Genomic DNA, 20,254 nt, shown 5'->3' with positions numbered 1-20,254 from the left:
AACTGCTGCGGCTCCAGAAGGAGTTGAACAAGACCATCGTCTTCGTCACGCACGACATCGACGAGGCCGTACGGCTCGGCGACCGCATCGCGATCTTCCGCACCGGCGGTCACCTCGTCCAGTGCGCCGCCGTGGGCAGGCGACCGCGCGGGCGGGAAGCCCCCGACATCCCGCGCGCGGGCCACTATTTCCCGCCCGAGGAGATCGCCCGCTGCACCTTCGGCGTCGTCCTCGACACCTCCGGCTCCATGGACCGCGGCCTCCTCGGCAAGGCGCTGGGCGCGATCGCGTCGTACGCCGAGGCCCGTGACGTACCGGCCGCCCGGGTCGTGTTCTGCGACGCGGCCCCGCACGACGCGGGCTATGTGGCGGTCACCGACATCGCGGGCCGGGTCCGGGTGCACGGACGCGGCGGTACGGTCCTCCAGCCCGGGATCGATCTGCTGCACCGCGCGGACGACTTCCCGCCGGGCGCGCCGATCCTCGTCATCACGGACGGCTGGTGCGACACCCTGCGGGTGCGGCGCGAACACGCCTATCTGATACCGCAGAACGCTCGCCTGCCGTTCACCGCCCGTGGGCCGGTCTTCCGCGTGCGCTGAAGCGGAATGTGATCGGATGGCCCCGAACGACATCCGCTTCGAAAGGAATCATCGTGGCAACCACGCGCACCGCACACACCGTCTGGGAAGGCGAACTCATCAAGGGCAGCGGCGAGGTCACCTTCGACTCGTCAGGCATCGGTGTGCAGCCGGTGACGTGGGCCTCGCGCGCCGAGGACGCCAACGGCAGGACCAGCCCCGAGGAACTGATCGCCGCCGCCCACTCCAGCTGCTTCTCCATGGCGCTCTCCCACGGCCTGACCGGCGCGGGCACCCCGCCCACCCGCCTGGAGACCAAGGCCGACGTCACCTTCCAGCCCGGCGAGGGCATCACCGGCATCCACCTCACCGTCCGCGGCGAGGTCCCCGGCCTGGACGCGGCCGGCTTCGCCGCCGCCGCCGAGGACGCCAAGAAGAACTGCCCGGTCAGCCAGGCCCTCACGGGTACGACGATCACGCTGACGGTGGAATCCGCCTGACCCCCGCTTTCCCCCCGCCTCGATGCCGCGCCCGGAAAAACGGGTGCGGCATTGACATTCCCGCACTCAAGTTCTCAGCTGGAGATCGGGCAGCGCCTGGCGGAAGGGGACGGCGATGGGACGTGCGGTCGGGATCGATCTGGGGACCACGAACTCGGTGGTCGCGGTGCTGGAGGGCGGCGAGGCCACAGTGGTGGCCAACGCCGAGGGGGCGAGGACCACACCCTCGGTCGTGGCCTTCGCCAAGAACGGCGAGGTGCTCGTCGGCGAGGTCGCCAAACGGCAGGCGGTGACGAACATCGAGCGCACCGCGCGCTCGGTGAAACGGCATATGGGCAACACGAGTTGGCGGTTCCCCGACACGGGCGCCATCGACGGAACGCGGTACCGCGCCCAGGAGTTGTCCGCGCGCGTGCTCCAGAAACTGAAACGGGACGCGGAGGCCTATCTCGGCGAGGACGTCACCGACGCCGTGATCACCGTCCCCGCCTACTTCGACGACTCCCAGCGCCAGGCCACCAAGGAGGCCGGCGAGATCGCGGGCCTCAAGGTCCTGCGGATCATCAACGAACCGACCGCCGCCGCCCTCGCCTACGGCCTCGACCGCGGCGAGGAACAGACCGTCCTCGTCTTCGACCTCGGCGGCGGCACCTTCGACGTCTCCCTCCTGGAGATCGGCGACGGCGTCATCGAGGTCAAGGCCACCAACGGCGACACCCACCTCGGCGGCGACGACTGGGACCAGCGGGTCATGGAGTACCTGGTCAAGAAGTTCCAGGGGCAGCAGGGCATCGACCTCGGCAAGGACAAGATGGCGCTGCAACGCCTGCGCGAGGGCGCCGAGAAGGCGAAGATCGAACTGTCGTCGTCCACCGAGACGACGATCAACCTGCCCTACATCACCGCCTCCGCGGACGGCCCGCTGCACCTCGACGAGAAGCTGACCCGCGCCCAGTTCCAGGAACTCACCGCCGATCTCCTCGACCGCTGCAAGACCCCCTTCCACCAGGCGGTCAAGGACGCGGGCATCAAGCTCTCCGCGGTCGACCACGTGATCCTCGTCGGCGGCTCGACCCGGATGCCCGCCGTCACCGACCTCGTCAAGGAACTCACCGGCAAGGACCCGCACAAGGGCGTCAACCCCGACGAGGTCGTGGCGGTCGGCGCCGCCCTCCAGGCCGGGGTCATCCGCGGCGACGTGAAGGACGTCCTGCTCCTCGACGTCACCCCGCTGTCCCTGGGCATCGAGACCAAGGGCGGCATCATGACGAAGCTCATCGAACGCAATACGACCATCCCGACCCGGCGTTCGGAGATCTTCACCACCGCCACCGACAACCAGCCCTCGGTCGGCATCCAGGTCTACCAGGGCGAACGTGAGATCGCCGCGTACAACAAGAAGCTGGGCGTCTTCGACCTCACCGGCCTGCCGCCCGCACCGCGCGGGGTCCCGCAGATCGAGGTCGCCTTCGACATCGACGCCAACGGCATCATGCACGTCTCCGCGAAGGACCTGGCGACCGCCCGCGAACAGAAGATGACCGTCACCGGCGGCTCGGCCCTCGGCAAGGAGGACATCGACCGCATGATGCGGGAGGCCGAGCAGTACGCGGACGACGACCGCAAGCGCCGCGAGGCCGCCGAGACCCGCAACCAGGCCGAGCAACTCGTCTACCAGACCGAGAAGTTCATCCACGAGAACGAGGAACGCGTTCCGGCCGACATCAGGTCCGAGGTCGAGGCGACGGCCGCCGAGGTGAAGTCCCTGCTGGAACACGACGCCGATACGGCCGAGTTGCGCACAGGCGTCGAGAAACTCGCCACCGTCAGCCAGCGGATGGGGCAGGCGATGTACGCCCAGGCCGCGCAGCAGGCACCCACGGAGCAGGCGGAGAGCACCGAGGAACCCGACTCCGCGCGGCAGCACGAGGAGGAGGAAGGCGTCGTCGACGCGGAGATCGTCGACGACGAACGTGACATGAAGGGCGGCGCCGCCTAAGTCCCGGCCGGCAGGGTGGCGCGGACGGCGTCCAGGACGGAGGCGTACGGCGTGCCGAAGTCGGTCAGACGGGAGCGGAGCTGGTCCAGGGCCGCGCGGTGCTCGGCGAGCAGGTCGAGATTGCCGGTGCGGGACGTGAACTCCAGGACCGCGGGCAGGAAGTCGGGCAGCTCCTCCCCGGTGAACTCCAACCCGTGGGCGCGGTACAGGTCCTTGAAGCGGACCAGGGACATACCGCGCCTCAGGGTGTCGCCGTCGTGCCACCGGCTCAGGTACAGGCTGTGCCGGTTCTCGGCGTCGAAGACCTGGACGTAGTGCGCGGCCAGGTCCCGCGCCGGGGTGAGGGCCGCGTGGTCGACGAACTCCCGTAGCTGCGGGGCGGCTTCGCGCAGCAGGGGGAGCCGGGCACGGAAGTCGTCGTCGGGGTAGGTCAGGCAGAGCGCGGCCGCCTGGTACAGCACAGCGTCCGAGGGCATCAGGCCCTCCTTCGCTGCGTGGTCCGCCCGGCCCGCGGCGGTGCCGTTCCCGGCTCGGTGGGCGGTGTCCGTGTGTCCGTCACCTGCGCTCCCTTGCTCGCCCGTGTGTCGAACCTAGGGCGGGGCAGGGGAGCGCACCCGTTCACCGCAGCCGTACGGGTCAGGCCTTGCGGGCGACGCCGCCGTACAGGGGCACGATGCCCTCCGCCTGGGCCGCCACGTCCTCCGGGTCCGGCCGCCAGCCGTAGACCGAGATTACACCGGGGCCGAGCAGCTCCAGACCGTCGAAGAACCGCGAGAACTCGGCCAGGGTGCGCGGATAGAACGGCGTGCCGCTGTGCCGGAAGTGGTCGGCCGCCTTCGCGATGGCCTCCGGGTTGAGGTCGGGGGTGACCTGCGACATCACCAGATAGCTGCCCGGGGCGAGCACGTCGATGTACCGCTTGATCAGGCCGTACACGTCGTCGCCCGCGGGGTCGTCGCCCAGGTAGTGGGTGAGCGCGACCAGCGACAGCGCGACCGGCTGCGCGAAGTCGAGGGTCTCGCCGGCCAGCCGCAGGATGGTGTCCGGGTCGCGGACGTCGGCGTGCACGTACTCGGTGCTGCCCTCGGCCGAGCCGTGCAGCAGCGCCTCCGCGTGCCGCAGCACGATCGGGTCGTTGTCCGCGTACACCACCTTGGCGTCCGGGGCGACACTCTGCGCCACCTGGTGGAGGTTGGGCTCGGTGGGGATGCCCGTGCCGATGTCCAGGAACTGGCGTATCCCGGCCTCGGCGGTGGTCCGGGTCGCCCGGTGCATGAACCGGCGGTTGGCGCGCGCGCCGCGCACCGCGGTGGCGTCGACGGCGAGGATCCTGCGCGCCAGCTCCTCGTCCACCGGGTAGTTGTCCTTGCCGCCGAGCCACCAGTCGTACACCCGCGCCGGATGCGGCCGGCTGGTGTCGATACGGGTGGGCGCGGCTTCGGATCCGGTCATGCGGTGTCGTCTCCTCGGAAGTTCGGTCGGTGTGCCGGGAACCGTGCTGTGTGCCGGACCGTGCTCAGAAGGTCTCGCGGTAGTCCCGCAGGATCTTCTTCGTGCGCTGTGCGGACGCGGCGTGCGCCGTCATGTGGTCGAGGACCTCCAGATGCGCGGAGACCTCCGTACGGGAGTCCAGGTACAGGGCGCCCGTCAGGTACTCGGTGAACACCATGTCGGGCAGCTCCGGTTCGGTGAAACGGAACAGCGAGAAGGGGGCGTACGTCCCCGGGTGCGGGCCGCTCTCGAACTCGGCGACCTGGAGCGTGACCCGGTCGCGCTCGCCGAACTCCAGGAGTTTGTCGAGCTGTTCGCGCATGACCTCGCCGCGAATGCTCACCGGCCGGCGCAGCACGGTCTCGTCCATGATCACCCACAGGTGCGGCGGATTGTCCCGCTCCAGCAGCCCCTGCCGCGCCATCCGCAGCGACACATGCCGCTCGATGGTCTCCGGACCGGTCTGCCCGATCGTCCCGGCCTCCATCACGGCGCGCGCGTAGTCCTCGGTCTGCAACAGGCCCGGTACGAAGTGCGGTTCGTAGGAGCGGATCAGCCCGGCGGCGCTCTCCAGGCTCACGTACAGGCTGAACCACTCCGGCAGCACATCGTGGAACCGCTGCCACCAACCCGGCTGGTTCGCCTCCTCGGTGAGCGCGACGAACGCGTCCGTCTCCTCCTCGGACACCCCGTACGTCGTCAACAGCACCTGGACGTACGGCACTTTCAGCGCGACCTCGGCCATCTCCATCCGCCGTACGGTCGCCGGGGCCACCCGCAGGACCTGCGCGGCCTCCTCGCGCTTGATGCCGGCCGCCTCACGCAACTCCTGGAGCCTTCTGCCCAGCACCACTTGGCCCACCGTGGGCGCGGGCCGTCGTTCACTCACGCCACGCCTCCCCATACGCGCCGAAGTCTGGGGGCAGTGTGCCATGTTCCGGCCATTGTCTCAGCGGTTCGGAGGTGATCATTCGTCAGTCCCCCAGCGCGTGCAGGTACTTGGCCGTCGCCGGGTCGGCCGGGAGGAACGTCTCGATCGCCAGCTCGGACACCGTGACATCCATGGGTGTGTTGAACGTGGAGATCGAGGAGACGAAGGACAGCACCCGGCCGTCGTGCTCGATCCGCATAGGCAGCGCGAAGTACGGGACGGACGGGGAGGGTTCGTCCCCGTCGTCTCCGGAGTAGGCCGTCCCGGGCGCCGGGTACGCGGCGACCTCCTCGTACAGCGCCCGCAACGGCTCGGAGCGGTGCAGCGCGATCTGCCGCTCCATCTGCGCGAGGAGATGCCCGCGCCATTCGCCCAGATTGCGGATGCGCGGTGCCATGCCCTCGGGGTGGAGCGTCAACCGCATGGCGTTGAGCGGGGGTTGGAGGAGGGACTCCGGTACGCCGTCCAGGAGCATGGTGATGCCCCGGTTCGCCGCGACGACGGTGTAGGTGGCGTCGACCACCAGCGCCGGAAACGGCTCGTAGCCCTGGATCAGCCGCTCCAGACCCTCGCGCAACGCGTCCAACGCCGGGTCGTCCAGCGGGGTTTCCGGATAGTGGGGTGCGTAACCGGCCGCCAGGAGAAGGGAGTTGCGTTCGCGTACGGGCACGTCCAAGTGCTCGGCGAGGCGCAGCACCATCTCCTCGCTCGGCCGGGACCGCCCCGTCTCGACGAAGCTGATGTGCCGCGCGGAGGAGTCGGCCCGCAGCGCCAGCTCCAGCTGACTGACCCGCCGCCGCTCCCGCCAGGCACGCAGCAGCGGGCCGACGCCCTTGCCGGCCGGGGCGGCGGCAGCGGTGTCGGTGCCGGTCGGGACAATGGTCATACGCATGACCGTAGTCGAAGGAGCGCGCACGTGAACGAGTCGAGGATCCCGTCCGAGCAGGCCGCAGGGAACTCCGTGAGGGAGGCCGCGGCGATGTACCGGGCCAGAGTCCGCGGCTGCCTCCTCGGGGGCGCGGTCGGCGACGCCCTCGGCTATCCGATCGAGTTCACCTCGCTGGACCGCATCCGCGCGAGCCACGGACAGCGCGGCGTGGCCGGGTACGTGCCCGGCGCACACGGCGCCCTGGGCCTGATCAGCGACGACACCCAGATGACCCTGTTCACCGTCGAGGCGATCATCACGTCCCACGCGCGGGAACGGGCGAAGGGGATCGGCGGCGCCTGGTCCATGCTGCTCCGTCAGGCGTACGAACGCTGGCTGGAGACCCAGTCGAAGCCCGCACCGGACGACAGCGCCACGTCCGGTCTGATCAGCGAGCCCTGGCTGTACGCCCGCCGCGCCCCCGGCAACGCCTGCCTGTCCGGGGTCGCCCAGATGTACGCGCCCGACCCGTGGATCCCCCTCGACGGCACACCGGGACCCGTCAACCCCGACTCCAAGGGGTGCGGCACGGTGATGCGCTCGGCCCCCTTCGGCCTGGCCAACACCGCCGATGGGGCCTTCGCGATGGCGGCCCGCGGCGCCCAGATCACCCACGGCCACCCCACCGGCTACTACGCGGCGGGCGCCCTCGCCGCGATCGTCGCGCACCTGGTCAGCGGGGAGTCCCTGGAGGGATCGGTCCTGCTGGCGCTACGACTGCTGGAGCGCCACCCCGCCCACGAGGAGACCTCGGCCGCCCTCCGCCAAGCCCTGGACCTGGCCGCCGAGGGCTCGCCCACCGCCGAGAAGGTCGAGTCCCTCGGCGCGGGCTGGGTCGCGGAGGAGGCCCTCGCGATCGGCGTCTACAGCGCGCTGGCGGCGAGCGACGTGAAGGCCGCGCTGCTCCTCGCCGTCAACCACTCCGGCGACAGCGACTCCACCGGCTCCATCTGCGGCAACCTCCTCGGCGCCCGGTACGGCGACCACGGCCTGCCCCACAACTGGGTCCAGCAGGTCGAGGGCCGCGCCGCGATCGCCGCCCTCGCCGACGATCTCGCGGCCGAGTGCGTACGGGGCTGACCGCCGGGCACCCTTCTGACCAGGTGCGCAGCCACCCCCCTGTGGCACGCTGAAGAGGAACCCGACCCCGAGGAAGGAGCGAGGCCATGCCCGTCGCACCGCTGTCGCAGAAGGAGATCGAGGACGGTCTCGCGGAACTCCCGGGCTGGTCGGTGGACACCGACCGCCTCACCCGCGCGTACCGCCTCGCCTCCCATTTCGCGGCCACCGCGATGGTCGTCCACATCGCCCAGGTCCAGGAGGAACTCGACCACCACTCCGACCTGACCCTCGGCTACAACACCGTCACCCTCACCGTGAACACCCACAGCGTCGGCGGCGCGATCACCGAGCTGGACTTCCAACTCGCGCGCAGGGTCGAGGACTTGGCCCCGGGACACGGCGCGAGCTGACCGGCGGCGGCCAGGAGGGGCGGGGAGAGAAGGGGACGGAAGCGCGTGCTCGACTACGACAAGGAAGCCGACGCGTACGACGCGACGCGTGGCGGTGAGCCCCGCGCCGCAGCGGCCGCCGAAGCCGTACTGGGCTTCGTCCCGCAGCACGCCCGAAGTCTCCTCGACGTGGCCTGCGGCACCGGCATCGTCACCCGCCGCCTGGCCGCGGCCCGCCCCGGCCTACGGGTGACGGGCCTCGACGCGGCACCCGCGATGGCCCGCACGGCGGCCGCCCGGCTCCCGTCCGCGATCCTCCTCGCGGACAGCCGCCAACTCCCCTTCCCGGACGGGGCGTTCGACACGATCACGACCATATGGCTGCTGCACCTGGTGGACGGCCCGGAGGACGCCAGGGCGATCATCGCGGAGTGCGCGCGGGTCCTGCGACCCGGCGGTGTGTACATCACGACGGTCGACAAGGCAGCCGCCCACGACGTCGGCAGCGACATCGACGCCGTCCTCGCACCCCGTCCGCGCCGCCCCGCCCAGGACCGCGCCGACCAAGTCCGCGCGCACGCCGCCGAGTTCGGCCTCCGCCCTGCCGGTACGGCCCGCTTCCGGGGCCACGGTCAGGGGCGTAGCCCCCGCAGCACCACCGCGGACCTGCGACGCGGCTGGTTCACCATGCTGCCGCCCGGCGAACCGCTCACCGAACGGTTCGCCGCCGGGATGGAGTCGCTCCCGGACCAGGAACGGCCGCGCGCGGACCCCGAGTTCACGATCCTGGCCTTCAGGAAGCCTTCGGCCGGGTGAAGTCCATCGTCCAGTTGGTCACCCAACTCGCCCCGCCGTCCACCGAGAACGCCTGCTCCCACCGCGCGCCGCTCGCGGAGATCCCCGACCACACGAACCGCACCCGCACGTCCTTCCCCTCGTGCGCGTCGTCGCCGTGGAACTCGCCCCGGCCGTCCTCGAACCGCCCGGTCACCGGCGGGAACAGCTTCCCGGTGCCGCTCGACGACCAGTTCAGCGACCACTGTTCGCTCTCCCGGTCGAAGAGCCGCAGGGTCAGGCCCTTCGACCCCAGGTACGGCATGTCGATCTCGTCGACGTTCGCGGCGCCGTCGAAGAGCGGCCAGCAATGGCTCGTGCCCTCGAACTCCTCCCATCCGCTGCCGGGTTGGAGGAAGTCGGTGAGCCGGCGGTTCGCGACCTCCCACTCGCCGTGGAAGAAGTCGAAGTCGTGCGGGCTGCTCATGAGCGGTCTCCAGTGGTTCCGGCGGCCAGGGAGTCGGCCAAGTACGCGTCGAGATCCGGGACTTCGGGCGTGAGCAAGTGCCGCACCCAGGCGTCCCGTTCGTGCAGGATCGGCGGCAGCTCCCAGACACAGCCGATCCACGGCAGGTCGGGAGTGATGAAGTGGGTCGGGTCGAGGTCCGGGCACCCCAGCACCGGCTGGCCCGCCGACGCGCCCCGGAAGTGCAGGACGTTGTCCCACACCCAGCTGTACGCGTTCAGATAGGCGCCGTCGTCACCGCCCCGGTGCAGCACGACGAACGTGGCCGGTGGAGTGGTGTCATCGCCGGCTCCGCCGCCGGGGAGCCGCGGGCCCGGCCCGGGCAGCAGCTCCGGGAGGATCGCGTACGCCGCCCTCTCCACCTCGGGGGCGATCCCCGCGGGGTCGGCGGTGACGTGGTAGCGCTTGATGTGCCGCCCGGCCACTTCGATCGGCGGTGGCACGGTCAGCAGTTTCTCCGTGAAGGGCATGGCAGGACGCTAGGCCCGCTTCACTGACATCCTGTGTCAGTGAAGTCCAGCCGACTCGTCTCGATCCTCCTGCTGCTCCAGACCCGCGGCCGGATGACCGCCGCCCAGCTCGCCGAGGCCCTGGAGGTCTCGGTCCGCACGGTCTACCGGGACGTCGAGGCGCTGAGCGCGGCGGGCGTCCCGCTGTACGGCGACGCGGGCCACGCCGGCGGCTACCGCCTCCTCGACGGCTACCGCACCCGCCTCACCGGTCTGACCACGGACGAGGCCGAGGCCCTGTTCCTCGCGGGCGCGCCGGGACCGGCCGCCGACCTGGGCCTCGGCCCGGTCCTGGCCGCCGCCCAGCTGAAGGTGCGGGCGGCTCTGCCGGCCGAACTGCGCGAGCACGCCGACCGGATCAGCGGCCGGTTCCATCTGGACGCGCCGGGCTGGTACGCGGACGCCGACGAGACACCGTTCTTGCATACAGTCGCCGACGCCGTATGGAACAACCGTGTTCTGTATGCCGTATACCGCCGCTGGCGCGAGCCGACCGACGTGGAGCGCAGGCTGGAGCCGTACGGGCTCGTGCTGAAGGCGGGCCGCTGGTATGTCGTCGCCGGTCCCGGACCGCGCACGTTCCGCGTCGACCAGATCCTCGAACTCACCGCCTCCGCCTCCGACGAGGAGTTCACGCGCCCGGATGGCTTCGACCTGGCCGCGTACTGGACGGCTCACCAACGGGACTTCCACGACCGTCTGTACCGGAGCGAGGCGGTGGTCCGGCTGGCGCCGGGGGCGACGCTCGCCCGTGCGGTCCCCGTCAACGGACAGGCGGAGCAGGACGGTTGGACCCTGATGTCGGTACCGATCGAGTCCGTCGAGCACGCGCACGGCGAGTTCCTGCGGCTGGGCACGGACATCGAGGTCCTGGCACCGCCCGAGTTCGGGTCACGGGGTGGTCGGCGGGGGAAGGGCTGGACGCCGAACTCGCCTCCCTGTACGGCCTGTTGGACGGCGAAGGTGTCGTCGGTGACGGGCCCACCCTGTTCGTCGCCCTGGCCCGGCTCACGGCGGAGCCGGACCCCCGCCCCCTCGCGGAACTCGTGTCCGTGGAGGTCGACGGGGATCACGGCGTCACCGTGCAGTGGTCCGGCGGCAAGCGGATGGGCTTCCGGTTCAGGGAGTCAGCCGAGCGATCCGCAGACTCGTCGTGGTCGGTGAAGCCCCGTTGAGCGCGGTCGCGTAGGTTGGGGTGACCGGGGCGTAGGCCCAGGTCAGCGTGCCGTTCTTCAGGACCGCTATGTCGCCGCTGATCCGGGCGGTCACCACCTTGTCCGCACCCTGGACCTTGCCGTTCCAGTCGATGAGCCGCAGGTGTGTGCCCGTGAAGGTGCCGGTGCAGGTGCCGGCGGCGCACTTGGCTCCCTTCAGGGACTCCCAGGAGACCAGGAGGCGGTCCTTGCCGTACGGGGCGATGTGCACGTTGACGTTCTCGGTGCCTGCCGCACTCGTGAGGTAAATCGCCTTGCCCGGACCGGAGTTGCGGTTGGCCATGAAGGCGACGGCGACCTGGTGGGTGCTCGTCTTCGGGGTCACCGTCCAGCCGCGTCCGCTGGAGTCGGCGGAGTTCTTCTTGGCCGAGGCGGCGCCGCGGGAGGCGAAGGCGGTGGCGTACCGGCCGGTCGCCGACTTGACCAGGTCACCGGTGCGGCCGGGGAAGGTACCACCGCAGTACCCTGCCCAGCACTGCTCGCGCTGCACGACCGGCGCGACGTCCGGGGCGCCGATCCCGGTGGAGACGAACAGGCCCGAGCGCCAGTCGTCGAAGCAGAGAGAGGTGAAGGCGCCGGACGTCTCCGCGTGCAGGGCGATGCCCTCGTTGTGGCTACAGCCCCAGCTCCAACCACCGCTCAGCTTGGCGCCCTTGGCGCTGATGTAGGCCAACTTGTCGCCGAAGTGGCCGTCCGCGAAGCCGCCCGCGCCGTGCACGACGAAGTACGCGCCGTACTTGGTGCCGTTCCAGGTGAGTTGGCCGTCGAGACCCGGAGAGGTGTCGTTCGAGGCGGTGCCGGTGAGCTTGGTGCGGAAGGTCTGCTTGCCGTTGGTGTAGCGGACGATCGCGGCGGCCGTCTCCTTCCACTTGTTGGTGTCGGCCACCCGCGTGAGCAGCGCGAACCCGTCGTTGTGCGCGACCAGCCCGCCGACCTCCTTGGCGCCCTTGACGACCGTGTCGGCGCCCGAGCGCAGCCCGGCGGCGTTCAGCGGGGTCACGTGGACACCGTCGGCGGCGGGCCAGGCCACGCGCAGGGTTCCATTGGGGGCCACGGCAGTGGCCGTACGGGTCCACTCGCGGGTGTTGTTGTAACCGGCCGTCAGATAGGGGAACTTGGCGGCGAGCGCCACCGTGGTGCTGATCGGGGAGAGCGTGCCGGTCGCGGCCTTGGCGGCCGTCGAGGTCTTCGCGGCGGCCTTCGGGGTGGTCTTCGCGGAGGCCGCCGGGGAGGTGGCCGTCGTCGCCGACGGAGTGCCGTTCGCGGCGGCCTCCGTGGAGGTGCTGGTGGACGCGGAGGTGGACGTGGACGTCCCGGCCGCGGTCGAGCCGCCGCTCCCGGAGCCGCTCGTCGCCGCGGTCGCGTACCACGCGCCGCCCAGCAGGGCCGCGACGGCGAGCGAGCCCGCGAGCGGCTTGCGGGCGATACGGCGGCGGGTACGGCGACGGTGCGTAGTAGTGGTGGTGGTGCGTCTTGCGTTGGTCATGTTCCCAAGTCGCCGCCCGTGCGGGGGAGGTTGCCGTCGCGCCGGGCGCAATATTTCGGCGGGCCGGCCGGGACGAGGGAGGCCTGCTTCCGGGCGCGAAAATTCGGCCCGCGCCGAGCGAGCCGCCCGTAGCGTGGCCGCATGACCGAAACCGCCCAGCAAACGCCCGCCGAAACCGTCACCGGCATGGTCGACCACGTCCTCGACCTCGCGGCCACCTGGCCCGCCTGGGACGGAAAGCCAGTCCAGGCCGACGACCGCGTGTACACCCCGCACAAGGCGATCCGCCGCGTCGCCGATCATCTCGTCGATCATCTGGCCGAGTTGGAGGACCGGTTGGTCGGTGAGGTGCCGCTGCCCGACCACTGGCACGCCTCCGCGACCACGACCGAGGCGGATCTCGCACCGTTCACCCAGGAGGACCTGGACGAGGCCCGCAGCCGACTGACTCGCCTGGCCCGGATCTGGGCGGCCCGTCTGGGCACGCTCACCGATGAGCAGCTCGACGAGTCGCCGGGTGAGGGCTGGAGTTTCCGTGAACTCGCCCTGCACCTCAAGGGATCGGCGTACTACGCCGACGCCGTGGGTGACCTGTCGTGACCGTCCGCCCGGTCACGGACCGCCACCAGTGAGACCGGTGGCACAGCCGAAGGACGCCGATCCTTGGTACGTTGGATGCTTTCCTGGGTATCAGGTATCAGACCCTTTGGACTCAGCACCGGCGAGGGACCGAGGAACCATGGCCATGGACCCCGGCGAGAAGCGACTGGCGGCCGCCGTCGTGATGGACGACGACGGACGCGTGCTTCTGGTGCGCCGCAGTGTGACCGAGAGGTTCCTCCCGCGCGTGTGGGGCGTTCCGTGCGGGAAGCTGGAGCCGGACGAGCGGTCCGAGGACGGCGCGCTGCGGGAGCTGAAGGAAGAGACCGGGCTCCTCGGCGAGATCGTCCGCAAGATCGGCGACTCGTCCTTCGTCAGCGAGTACCGGGGCCGCGAGACCAAGAACTGGCAGGACAACTTCCTCGTCAGGCCCCTCACTCGGGAGATCACCCTCCCCGAGCCCGACCAGACGTACCTCTGGCTCCCGCCCTCCGAGCTCACCAGTGCCGGCATCGACATCGACGCGTACAACCTGGACGTCGTACGACAGGCCCTCACGAACTTCTGAGCGACTCCGCCAGACCGCTCAACGCGCCCAGATAATCCCGCACTTCGAGCGGCACCTTCGCCACCGCCCCCGGATGCGGCCCCGCTGCCGTGAACACATCGGTGTGGCGCCGCCGGGCGGCTCCCGTCTCCAGGAACAGCGTCACGGTCGGTACGTCCGTGTCGCACCAGGCCCGGTGCAGGGTGTGTGCCGGGAGGGCGTAGGCGCTGCCCGCCGCGTACTGCCCCGTGTGGGTCAGCCGCAGCCGTGCCGGTCCCGTCGGCCGCAGCCGCCAGTCGGCGCCGCGCTCGGCCAGTGACTCCTCGTACCGGTCCGCGGTGATCCCGCCGTCTCCTCCCGCCTCGTACAACTCCATGGCGAGCCGGCCCCGGACCACGTAAGAGGCAAGCGGGGAACGGTGGTTGTGGATGTCCTCCGTGCCGATCGCCGTCGCGCCGGGATGCCAGATGTGCGCGCGCAGCATATGGCGGGGTCCGCCGTCGATCAGCAACAGCTTGTCGAAGCCCAGGACATGACGGTACGACAGCTCGGCGCAGGCCGCCGGATCGCCCTCACCGGAGGCGAGTTCGGCGATCAGCTCCAACAGGCGGTCGGGGGAGCCCAGTTCGGCGACGACCGTACGGGCCGCGGTCACCGTGTCGTGGTTGGACAGGTCGCCGTCCAACGCCTCGGTCAGCAGCCGCCGCGCCGCCAGGATCTGCCGACCACCCATGCGCTCACTCTCCAACTACGGCTCACACCGGCCTCGTTCGAGGGTCCGGCTGGTACATCCATACGGCATGTGCGCGCAGCGCCGAAAGCCCTTGGTAGGTCATCCAGATCGGCTGGCGCATTTCCTCGGTCGTCGTGAACATGGCCCCGTCCCGGCTCCAGGACCAGATGCCGTCGGTCTGCGCCGCCCACACCGCGGCGACCGCGCCGTTCAGCCGATCCCGCCAGGCGTCCTCGACGCCGTCCTGCCGCGCGATCTCCTGGGCGCCCGGGGTCAGCAGCGCGCGCACGATCCAACTCGCGGTGAAATGGCGGACGTTCAGCACCTCGTGGTGCGAGGAGTCGTCCGGGTGCGGTCGGCGCACCTCCTCCCGCAGGTGAGCCAGATCGGTGCAGCTGTCGTGCGCGGTCGCCGGGCAGGCCAGCAGCCAGCGCACTCCGTCCTCGCGCGCCGAACGCTCCACGGGCCCCTCGCCCAGGACCCGGGCCGCCCGGTCCAGGGCGACCACGGCCTGCGCGGTGTGCAGGGCGGAGGGCTGAGCGGGATGCCCGACCCAGGGCAGCGGGGAGAGACGGTGGCTCCAGCAGCGGCGGTGCTGGCGCTGCGGGTCGGAGAGCGCGCCGTCGACCAGGGCGCCGCGCAGCACGGGAACCGTCGGCGCGTCCGGTGCCGCGCGCAGCAGCCCCCGCATCACGGTGGTGACGACATGGGTCAACGCCCGTCCCGTACCGTCGAGTTCACGGGTGAATCCGGCCTCGCAGCGTGCCACCTCGTCCGCCAGCCGCTCCCGCGAGGCGCCCGCCCGGGCCAGGGCGCCCAGGACCATCGCGGTGACCTCCGGGCGGGCCACGGACCCCTGCGAACGGGCCGACCAGCCGCCGCCCTGTAGCCGTAGCCGCCACAGCGTGTCGATGAGATCGCCGGTGTGCAGCCGGCCGTCCGGCACGCCCAGGTCCAGCACGATGTGCAGGCCGTACGCGGTGGCCAGCGAGGTCGGGCGGGCCGGGCCGTCCAGCTCCTGGAGGGAGTGCGGCCAGCCGACGAGACGGCCGCGCACCGGGTCGTCGACCACGGCGATCTGGGCGGCGAGGGTGTCGTAGGCCGAAGTGAACACCTGCGGCAGTGGGCCGGGAGCGTTCGGCGCGAGGGGAGCGGGTGCCGTGAGCGCCGCGGGTCCGGCCGTCCGGGCGCGGAGCAGGGCGGCGGCCAGCCAGGTCATCCCGGCCGTGGCGAACCCGCTCAGCCCGGAGATCAGATACTTCGCCGGTTCCCCGTCGATCGAGTCGGGCAGCACGCCGAACAGGAACTGGAACACCGCGTATCCGGCGGCCACACACCCGAACCGGCCGAGCCAGCCCACGAAGCGGGTCGGCGGGCTCCCTCCGGGAGTCGCCGGACCGGGCGGCCCCGGCACTCTCAAGGGACCACGTCCCAGCTGCTGTTGAGACAAGGCGCGCTCCCTCCCCCCGGGGTGGCACGTGACGTTCGCGAAGCTTCCAGTCTAAGTGGTCAGCGATACACGTGGGGCGCGGACCGGAACCGGCTTCTCCGGCAGCCGACTTCAGCCCCGGGGCCAGTGCGTGAGCGCCACGTGCAGCGCGTCGACCGCCCGCTCCCACGACCGCTGCACATCACGCGGCGCGCCGAACCCCCCGCCGGCCTCCAGCGCGCAGTAACCGTGGAACGTACTGCGCAACAGCCGTACGGCGTCGGTGAGATCGGGTTCCTCCAGGCCGTAGGCGCGCAGCATGCCGTAGGTGATCTCGGCGGTGCGGCGCAGGGCGGGGGAGCCGGCGATCAGGGACTGGTCGACGCGGATCTGGGTGGCCGCGTACCGGCCGGGGTGCTCCAGGGCGTAGGCCCGGTACGCGTCGGCGAAGGCGCCCAGCGCCTCCCGGCCCACGCGGCCGGCGACCGCGAGGGCGATGCGGTCGATCAGCTCGCCACCCGCGAGGAACGCGACCCGCGTGCGCAGGTCCTGGAGGTTCCGGACGTGCGAGTACAGGCTCGCGTCCTTCACACCGAAGCCGCGCGCCAGCGCGGACAGGCTGACGTTCTCGAAACCGACCTCGTCGGCGAGGTCGGCGGCGGCCGCCACGACCCGGTCGGCGGTGAGCCCCGCGCGCGCCACGGCGCACCACCTCTCCTCTGACCTGCGACGACTGGAACCCTAGGACAATAGCCAATAATAAGAGGGGCACCCGGCGCGTTTCACCACGGCCATCACCGGACTCCGGCAGCAGACTTCCCACCATGGACGACGACTCCGGCACCCCCGCCCCCACCGGCCTCCGCGCCACCGCGCTCCTCGGCCGCCCCAAGCTGTGGCTCATCCCCACCGTGCTCACCGGTCTGCTCGCACTCCTGCTGTCCCTCCTCTACATGGGCGGCATCGTCAACCCCAACCGCGAACTGCACGACCTCCCCATCGCCCTCGTCAACAGCGACACCGGCAAACCCCTCACCGGCCGGCAGCAGAACCTGGGCACCCAGATCACCCACTCCATCGTGACCAACTCCGGTAGCCGCGCGGCAGGTTGGCGCCAGCTCACCAGAGCCCAGGCCCAGGACGAACTGGACGCCGGCAAGGTCTACGGCGCCCTCGTCATCCCCGCCGACTTCACGAACTCCGTCGCCGCGCTGACCACCACGAACGCCACCGCCCGCCCGACCATCACCGTGCTGACCAACCCCGGCAAGGGCAGCCTCGGCTCGTCCCTCGCCAGCAAGATCTCCTCCACGGCGGCTCAGCAGGCCTCGCTCACCATCGGCAAGCAGCTCGGCGCGGCGGCCACGAAGGCCGACTCCACGCAGAAGCTGTTTCTCGCGGACCCGGTGCGGATCGCCACCCAGGTCGGCCACCCCATCGGCGACAACAGCGGCATCGGCCTGACCGCCTTCTACTACACCCTGCTGCTGGTCCTCGCCGGCTTCATGGGCGGCAACGTCATCAGCAACGGCGTCGACACCGGCCTCGGCTACGCCGACAACGAGATCGGCCCCTGGCACACCCGCCGCCCGACCGTCCCCATCGACCGCACCCAGACGCTGCTCCTGAAGATGGTCATGACGGCCGGTATCACCCTCCTCAGCGTCTCCCTGATCATGCTCGCCAGCGTCAGCATCCTCGGCATGGACGCGACCCACATCCCGCTCCTGTGGATCTACTCCTACTGCGCGGCCCTCGCCGTCGGCCTCGGCGTCCAGGCCATCAACGCCGCGTTCGGCGGGATCGGCCAGCTGGTCTCCATGTTCGTGTTCATCGTCCTGGGCCTGCCGTCCTCCGGCGCCACCGTCCCCCTCCAGGCCGTCCCCGGCTTCTACCGCTTCCTCTCCCACTTCGAGCCCATGCGCCAACTCAGCGACGGCGTACGGGCGATCCTCTACTTCGACGCACGCGGCGACGCGGGCCTCACGCGCGCGTGGACCATGATCGGCATCGGTACGGCGATCGGCCTGCTCTTCGGTTTCGCGATGGTCCAGTACTACGACAGGAAGGGCCACAAGCGGCTGACGCCGCAGCCCGCTTGAGGCACTCCGCTCTCAACTGTCTTTGGAGATCTGAGAGTTGACTCTCAGGCTTTCTGAGAGAACACTCTCAGACCATGGATTCCGGCAACCGTTTCGGCGACCTAGAGATATCCGACCCGAAGGCCATGCGCGCCCTGGCACACCCCGTACGCCTCGCGATCCTCGAACGCCTCCAGCGCCACGGCCCCGCCACCGCCTCCGGGCTCTCACCGCACGTCGGCGCCACCCCGTCCGTCACCAGCTGGCACCTGCGGCATCTCGCCGGCTTCGGCCTGGTCCGCGACGCCGAGGGCGGGACGGACCGGCGGGAGCGGCGCTGGGCGGCGGTGGCGCGGGGCTTCCGGTTCGAGATGCCGGAGGACCCGGCGGACGAGGAGGGCCGGTCGGCGGCGCGGGTGCTGACCGGCGAGATGTTCGCCCGCAACGCCGAACTGCCCCTGCGCTGGCTCATGCACACGGCGCCCGAACTGGAGCCGGAGTGGACCAGGCTCGCCAGGGCGAACAACACGCGGATCGTGGTGACGGCGGCCGAACTGGCCACGTTGCAGGACGCGTTGGAGGAACTGATAGCGCCGTACGTCGTCCGCGAACCGGACAGCAGACCGGCGGACGGCCGGGGTGTCCGCCTGCTGATGTACGCCCTGCCGGAGGGCCCGGGGAACGAGGACGGCGAGACGACGGACATACCGGAGTGAAGGGCTGCTGGACCACTCGACCCCACCGACTCCACCGACCCCATCGACACCGTCGGCCTTCTGGGTCTCTTCCGCCCGCGAAGGACTCGCTCTGGCGGGACCGGCGCTTCGTACGCTTCTGGTGCGGCCAGTCCGTCTCCCAGTTCGGCGACCGGATCTCCGAACTGGCCCTGCCGCTCATGGCCGTTGGCGCGCTGCACGCCTCCGCGAACCAGGTCGCGCTGCTGACCGCGCTGGTCTGGACGCCGAACCTCCTGGGCCTGTTCCTAGGAGCCTGGGTGGACCACCGCCCCGCCAAACGCCGCCTCATGCTGCTCGCGGACCTGATCAGGGCCGCCGTCCTGCTGTCGCTCCCGATCGCCTACGCCCTCGACACGGTGACGCTCGGCCAGCTGTACACGGTGGCCGCGTTGACCGGGACGGCGGCGGTCGTCTTCAACACGGCGTACTCGTCCTTCTTCGCCCACCTCGTACCGCCCGAGTCGTACGTCGAGGCCAACAGCAAGCTCAGCGCGAGCAGATCGGTGTCCTTCATCGCCGGCCCCGCGATCGGCGGCGGCCTGGTCCAGGCGCTGACGGCACCGGTCGCGGTGATCGCGGACGCGCTGTCCTTCGTGGCGTCGGCGATCCTGGTCGGCCGCACGCGAGTCGACGAGCCAGCTCCAGATCCAGTTCCTACGGTGCCGGCCGGCCCTTCGTTGCTACGGCGTGCGCGTGAGGGCCTGACGTTCGTGATCCACGAGCCCGTGATGCGCGCGGGCCTCCTCTGCGCCACGACCGTCAACTTCTTCACGTTCCTGGCGGGCACGGGCCTGCTGGTGCTGTTCGCCGACCGGGTACTCCACCTGTCGCCCGGCGCCATCGGGTTGGCGTTCGGAGTGGGCGCGACGGGCGGCCTGCTGGGCGCGGTGGCGTCCCCCGCGATCGCCCGCCGGATCGGCATCGGCCGCAGCATCGTCGCCGGAGCCGTCCTGTTCCCGGCCCCCTACGCCCTTATCGCGGCGGCGACCGGCCCCACCTGGGCCCGTCCCGGGTTCCTTGCCGCAGCCGAGTTCCTCTCCGCCTTCGGCGTCATGCTCTTCGACGTCAACCTCAACTCCCTCCAGACATCGGTGGTCCCGGACGGCCTCCGCAGCCGCGTGGCGGGCGCCTACAGCACGGTCAACTACGGGGTACGTCCGCTGGGGGCGCTGATCGGCGGCGAACTGGCCACACTGGCCGGCCTGAGAGTGACGCTGATCGTCGCGGCGGTCGGGGGAGCGATGTCGGCACTGTGGCTGTTGGCCTCGCCGATACCGGGGATACGGGAGTTGGGGCGGGCGCCGGTGGAATCAAGGCAGGAGTGATTGAGGTTCTGTGATGGCTGGAGAAGAACTGGAGCTGGAGAGGTGGCGGGCAGCTTTGATGTCCGAGCTCGGGAGTCCGGACATCGGGGTGTCCACCAGAGCGCTGCTGGCGATGACATTCGACGATCCGGAACGCGAGCGGGTCGAGGCCGTCCTCCTCGACTGCCTGTCTCCTGACGCCGATCCGCAGATCAGAGCTCTGGCTGTGACCTGTATGGGACACGTGGGGAGAATCCACAAAGCCGTAAGTGCCGAAGTTGTCCGGCGGCTTGAAGAGCTGGTCGACGACTGCGCGCTGGGCGGCGTGGCTGAAGACGCCCTTGGTGACATTGCGGCCTTCGCCGGTGAGGGCCTGAAGTGAGGCCGGCCGGTCCCGGGCGGCTCGCGCGCGCACGCCCAGGACTGGGGCCCT

Annotated in this window: 21 protein-coding genes and 2 pseudogenes; 13 read left to right on the top strand and 10 right to left on the bottom strand. The window is 70.7% G+C overall.

Annotated features, from left to right (window positions below):
• From ACNFOC_RS16215 to dnaK, 3 genes and pseudogenes are all read left to right on the top strand, one after another.
• A pseudogene (locus ACNFOC_RS16215) lies at positions 1-602 on the top strand (hypothetical protein); the annotation flags it as partial.
• Between the two features lie 53 nt (positions 603-655).
• Entirely contained in the window at positions 656-1,081 is a 426-nt protein-coding gene (locus ACNFOC_RS16210; RefSeq protein ID WP_416959823.1) for an OsmC family peroxiredoxin, read from the top strand.
• Between the two features lie 115 nt (positions 1,082-1,196).
• Positions 1,197-3,080, top strand: coding sequence for a molecular chaperone DnaK (gene dnaK, locus ACNFOC_RS16205; protein WP_416959822.1), 1,884 nt, complete (start codon positions 1,197-1,199; stop codon positions 3,078-3,080).
• On the opposite strand, the gene narJ is transcribed toward dnaK, so the two are convergent.
• The 4 genes from narJ to ACNFOC_RS16185 all read right to left on the bottom strand — a co-directional run bounded on the left by narJ (position 3,077) and on the right by ACNFOC_RS16185 (position 6,388).
• Positions 3,077-3,556, bottom strand: a complete 480-nt coding sequence (gene narJ, locus ACNFOC_RS16200) for a nitrate reductase molybdenum cofactor assembly chaperone (protein ID WP_416959821.1) — start codon at positions 3,554-3,556, stop codon at positions 3,077-3,079. The genes dnaK and narJ overlap by 4 nt on opposite strands.
• Before the next feature lie 160 nt (positions 3,557-3,716).
• A complete protein-coding gene (locus ACNFOC_RS16195) occupies positions 3,717-4,532 on the bottom strand; it encodes an SAM-dependent methyltransferase (RefSeq protein ID WP_416959820.1) in 816 nt (271 codons plus the stop codon).
• Positions 4,533-4,596: 64 nt separating this feature from the next.
• On the bottom strand, positions 4,597-5,460 hold the full coding sequence (locus tag ACNFOC_RS16190) for a Sco1979 family transcriptional regulator (RefSeq protein WP_416959819.1): 864 nt from the start codon (positions 5,458-5,460) through the stop codon (positions 4,597-4,599).
• 85 nt (positions 5,461-5,545) lie between these two features.
• On the bottom strand, positions 5,546-6,388 hold the full coding sequence (locus ACNFOC_RS16185) for a helix-turn-helix domain-containing protein (protein WP_416959818.1): 843 nt from the start codon (positions 6,386-6,388) through the stop codon (positions 5,546-5,548).
• A 93-nt stretch (positions 6,389-6,481) separates the two neighbouring features.
• On the opposite strand from ACNFOC_RS16185, the gene ACNFOC_RS16180 reads away from it, so the two are divergent.
• The 3 genes from ACNFOC_RS16180 (at position 6,482) to ACNFOC_RS16170 (ending at position 8,697) form a co-directional block, all read left to right on the top strand.
• Positions 6,482-7,510 (top strand): ADP-ribosylglycohydrolase family protein, encoded by a 1,029-nt coding sequence (locus tag ACNFOC_RS16180; RefSeq protein WP_416959825.1) that lies wholly within the window; start codon positions 6,482-6,484, stop codon positions 7,508-7,510.
• Between the two features lie 86 nt (positions 7,511-7,596).
• Positions 7,597-7,902: a 4a-hydroxytetrahydrobiopterin dehydratase gene (locus tag ACNFOC_RS16175; protein WP_416959817.1), complete on the top strand. Its 306-nt coding sequence runs from the start codon at positions 7,597-7,599 to the stop codon at positions 7,900-7,902.
• Positions 7,903-7,947: 45 nt separating this feature from the next.
• Positions 7,948-8,697, top strand: a complete 750-nt coding sequence (locus ACNFOC_RS16170) for a class I SAM-dependent methyltransferase (protein WP_416959816.1) — start codon at positions 7,948-7,950, stop codon at positions 8,695-8,697.
• On the opposite strand, the gene ACNFOC_RS16165 is transcribed toward ACNFOC_RS16170, so the two are convergent.
• Positions 8,675-9,142, bottom strand: coding sequence for a hypothetical protein (locus tag ACNFOC_RS16165; protein ID WP_416959815.1), 468 nt, complete (start codon positions 9,140-9,142; stop codon positions 8,675-8,677). The two genes, ACNFOC_RS16170 and ACNFOC_RS16165, sit on opposite strands and share 23 nt — an antisense overlap.
• On the bottom strand, positions 9,139-9,651 hold the full coding sequence (locus ACNFOC_RS16160) for a hypothetical protein (protein ID WP_416959814.1): 513 nt from the start codon (positions 9,649-9,651) through the stop codon (positions 9,139-9,141). The genes ACNFOC_RS16165 and ACNFOC_RS16160 overlap by 4 nt, the downstream gene beginning before the upstream one ends.
• Positions 9,652-9,690: 39 nt before the next feature.
• Here ACNFOC_RS16160 and ACNFOC_RS16155 point away from each other — a divergent pair.
• A pseudogene (locus tag ACNFOC_RS16155) lies at positions 9,691-10,587 on the top strand (helix-turn-helix transcriptional regulator); the annotation flags it as partial.
• Positions 10,588-10,809: 222 nt separating this feature from the next.
• Here the strand turns inward: ACNFOC_RS16155 and ACNFOC_RS16150 are convergent.
• Positions 10,810-12,390: a hypothetical protein gene (locus tag ACNFOC_RS16150; protein ID WP_416959813.1), complete on the bottom strand. Its 1,581-nt coding sequence runs from the start codon at positions 12,388-12,390 to the stop codon at positions 10,810-10,812.
• A gap of 141 nt (positions 12,391-12,531) precedes the next feature.
• Here ACNFOC_RS16150 and ACNFOC_RS16145 point away from each other — a divergent pair, with 141 nt between their 5' ends.
• Positions 12,532-12,990 (top strand): hypothetical protein, encoded by a 459-nt coding sequence (locus tag ACNFOC_RS16145; protein WP_416959812.1) that lies wholly within the window; start codon positions 12,532-12,534, stop codon positions 12,988-12,990.
• Between the two features lie 145 nt (positions 12,991-13,135).
• Positions 13,136-13,558 carry an NUDIX hydrolase gene (locus tag ACNFOC_RS16140; protein ID WP_416959824.1) on the top strand — a complete coding sequence of 141 codons (423 nt, stop codon included), beginning with the start codon at positions 13,136-13,138 and terminating at the stop codon, positions 13,556-13,558.
• On the opposite strand, the gene ACNFOC_RS16135 is transcribed toward ACNFOC_RS16140, so the two are convergent.
• The 3 genes from ACNFOC_RS16135 to ACNFOC_RS16125 form a co-directional block, all read right to left on the bottom strand.
• Positions 13,545-14,270, bottom strand: a complete 726-nt coding sequence (locus tag ACNFOC_RS16135; protein ID WP_416959811.1) for a hypothetical protein — start codon at positions 14,268-14,270, stop codon at positions 13,545-13,547. The two genes, ACNFOC_RS16140 and ACNFOC_RS16135, sit on opposite strands and share 14 nt — an antisense overlap.
• Before the next feature lie 22 nt (positions 14,271-14,292).
• Positions 14,293-15,720, bottom strand: coding sequence for a hypothetical protein (locus ACNFOC_RS16130; RefSeq protein ID WP_416959810.1), 1,428 nt, complete (start codon positions 15,718-15,720; stop codon positions 14,293-14,295).
• 111 nt (positions 15,721-15,831) lie between these two features.
• Positions 15,832-16,401 carry a TetR-like C-terminal domain-containing protein gene (locus ACNFOC_RS16125; protein WP_416959809.1) on the bottom strand — a complete coding sequence of 190 codons (570 nt, stop codon included), beginning with the start codon at positions 16,399-16,401 and terminating at the stop codon, positions 15,832-15,834.
• Positions 16,402-16,523: 122 nt separating this feature from the next.
• On the opposite strand from ACNFOC_RS16125, the gene ACNFOC_RS16120 reads away from it, so the two are divergent.
• From ACNFOC_RS16120 to ACNFOC_RS16105, 4 genes are all read left to right on the top strand, one after another.
• Entirely contained in the window at positions 16,524-17,801 is a 1,278-nt protein-coding gene (locus tag ACNFOC_RS16120; protein ID WP_416959808.1) for a YhgE/Pip domain-containing protein, read from the top strand.
• Positions 17,802-17,875: 74 nt separating this feature from the next.
• The gene (locus ACNFOC_RS16115; RefSeq protein ID WP_416959807.1) at positions 17,876-18,496 is read left to right on the top strand and encodes an ArsR/SmtB family transcription factor; all 621 of its coding nucleotides are present in this window, start codon (positions 17,876-17,878) and stop codon (positions 18,494-18,496) included.
• The gene (locus tag ACNFOC_RS16110; protein ID WP_416959806.1) at positions 18,493-19,842 is read left to right on the top strand and encodes an MFS transporter; all 1,350 of its coding nucleotides are present in this window, start codon (positions 18,493-18,495) and stop codon (positions 19,840-19,842) included. The genes ACNFOC_RS16115 and ACNFOC_RS16110 overlap by 4 nt, the downstream gene beginning before the upstream one ends.
• A gap of 13 nt (positions 19,843-19,855) precedes the next feature.
• Positions 19,856-20,203: a hypothetical protein gene (locus ACNFOC_RS16105; RefSeq protein ID WP_416959805.1), complete on the top strand. Its 348-nt coding sequence runs from the start codon at positions 19,856-19,858 to the stop codon at positions 20,201-20,203.
• The last annotated feature ends 51 nt before the right edge of the window (positions 20,204-20,254 follow it).

Origin of the sequence: Streptomyces colwelliae, from assembly GCF_048158785.1 — a bacterium.
Taxonomy (GTDB): Bacteria; Actinomycetota; Actinomycetes; order Streptomycetales; family Streptomycetaceae; genus Streptomyces.
This window is presented reverse-complemented; position numbering and strand designations above follow the sequence as displayed.

Coding starts and splice junctions, on each gene's coding strand:
- narJ (WP_416959821.1), bottom strand. CDS start 3,556: ATGCCCTCGGACGCTGTGCTGTACCAGGCGGCCGCGCTCTGCCTGACC.
- ACNFOC_RS16180 (WP_416959825.1), top strand. CDS start 6,482: ATGTACCGGGCCAGAGTCCGCGGCTGCCTCCTCGGGGGCGCGGTCGGC.
- ACNFOC_RS16145 (WP_416959812.1), top strand. CDS start 12,532: ATGACCGAAACCGCCCAGCAAACGCCCGCCGAAACCGTCACCGGCATG.
- ACNFOC_RS16185 (WP_416959818.1), bottom strand. CDS start 6,388: ATGACCATTGTCCCGACCGGCACCGACACCGCTGCCGCCGCCCCGGCC.
- ACNFOC_RS16160 (WP_416959814.1), bottom strand. CDS start 9,651: ATGCCCTTCACGGAGAAACTGCTGACCGTGCCACCGCCGATCGAAGTG.
- dnaK (WP_416959822.1), top strand. CDS start 1,197: ATGGGACGTGCGGTCGGGATCGATCTGGGGACCACGAACTCGGTGGTC.
- ACNFOC_RS16165 (WP_416959815.1), bottom strand. CDS start 9,142: ATGAGCAGCCCGCACGACTTCGACTTCTTCCACGGCGAGTGGGAGGTC.
- ACNFOC_RS16195 (WP_416959820.1), bottom strand. CDS start 4,532: ATGACCGGATCCGAAGCCGCGCCCACCCGTATCGACACCAGCCGGCCG.
- ACNFOC_RS16140 (WP_416959824.1), top strand. CDS start 13,136: ATGGACCCCGGCGAGAAGCGACTGGCGGCCGCCGTCGTGATGGACGAC.
- ACNFOC_RS16115 (WP_416959807.1), top strand. CDS start 17,876: ATGGATTCCGGCAACCGTTTCGGCGACCTAGAGATATCCGACCCGAAG.
- ACNFOC_RS16120 (WP_416959808.1), top strand. CDS start 16,524: ATGGACGACGACTCCGGCACCCCCGCCCCCACCGGCCTCCGCGCCACC.
- ACNFOC_RS16105 (WP_416959805.1), top strand. CDS start 19,856: ATGGCTGGAGAAGAACTGGAGCTGGAGAGGTGGCGGGCAGCTTTGATG.
- ACNFOC_RS16135 (WP_416959811.1), bottom strand. CDS start 14,270: ATGGGTGGTCGGCAGATCCTGGCGGCGCGGCGGCTGCTGACCGAGGCG.
- ACNFOC_RS16150 (WP_416959813.1), bottom strand. CDS start 12,390: ATGACCAACGCAAGACGCACCACCACCACTACTACGCACCGTCGCCGT.
- ACNFOC_RS16175 (WP_416959817.1), top strand. CDS start 7,597: ATGCCCGTCGCACCGCTGTCGCAGAAGGAGATCGAGGACGGTCTCGCG.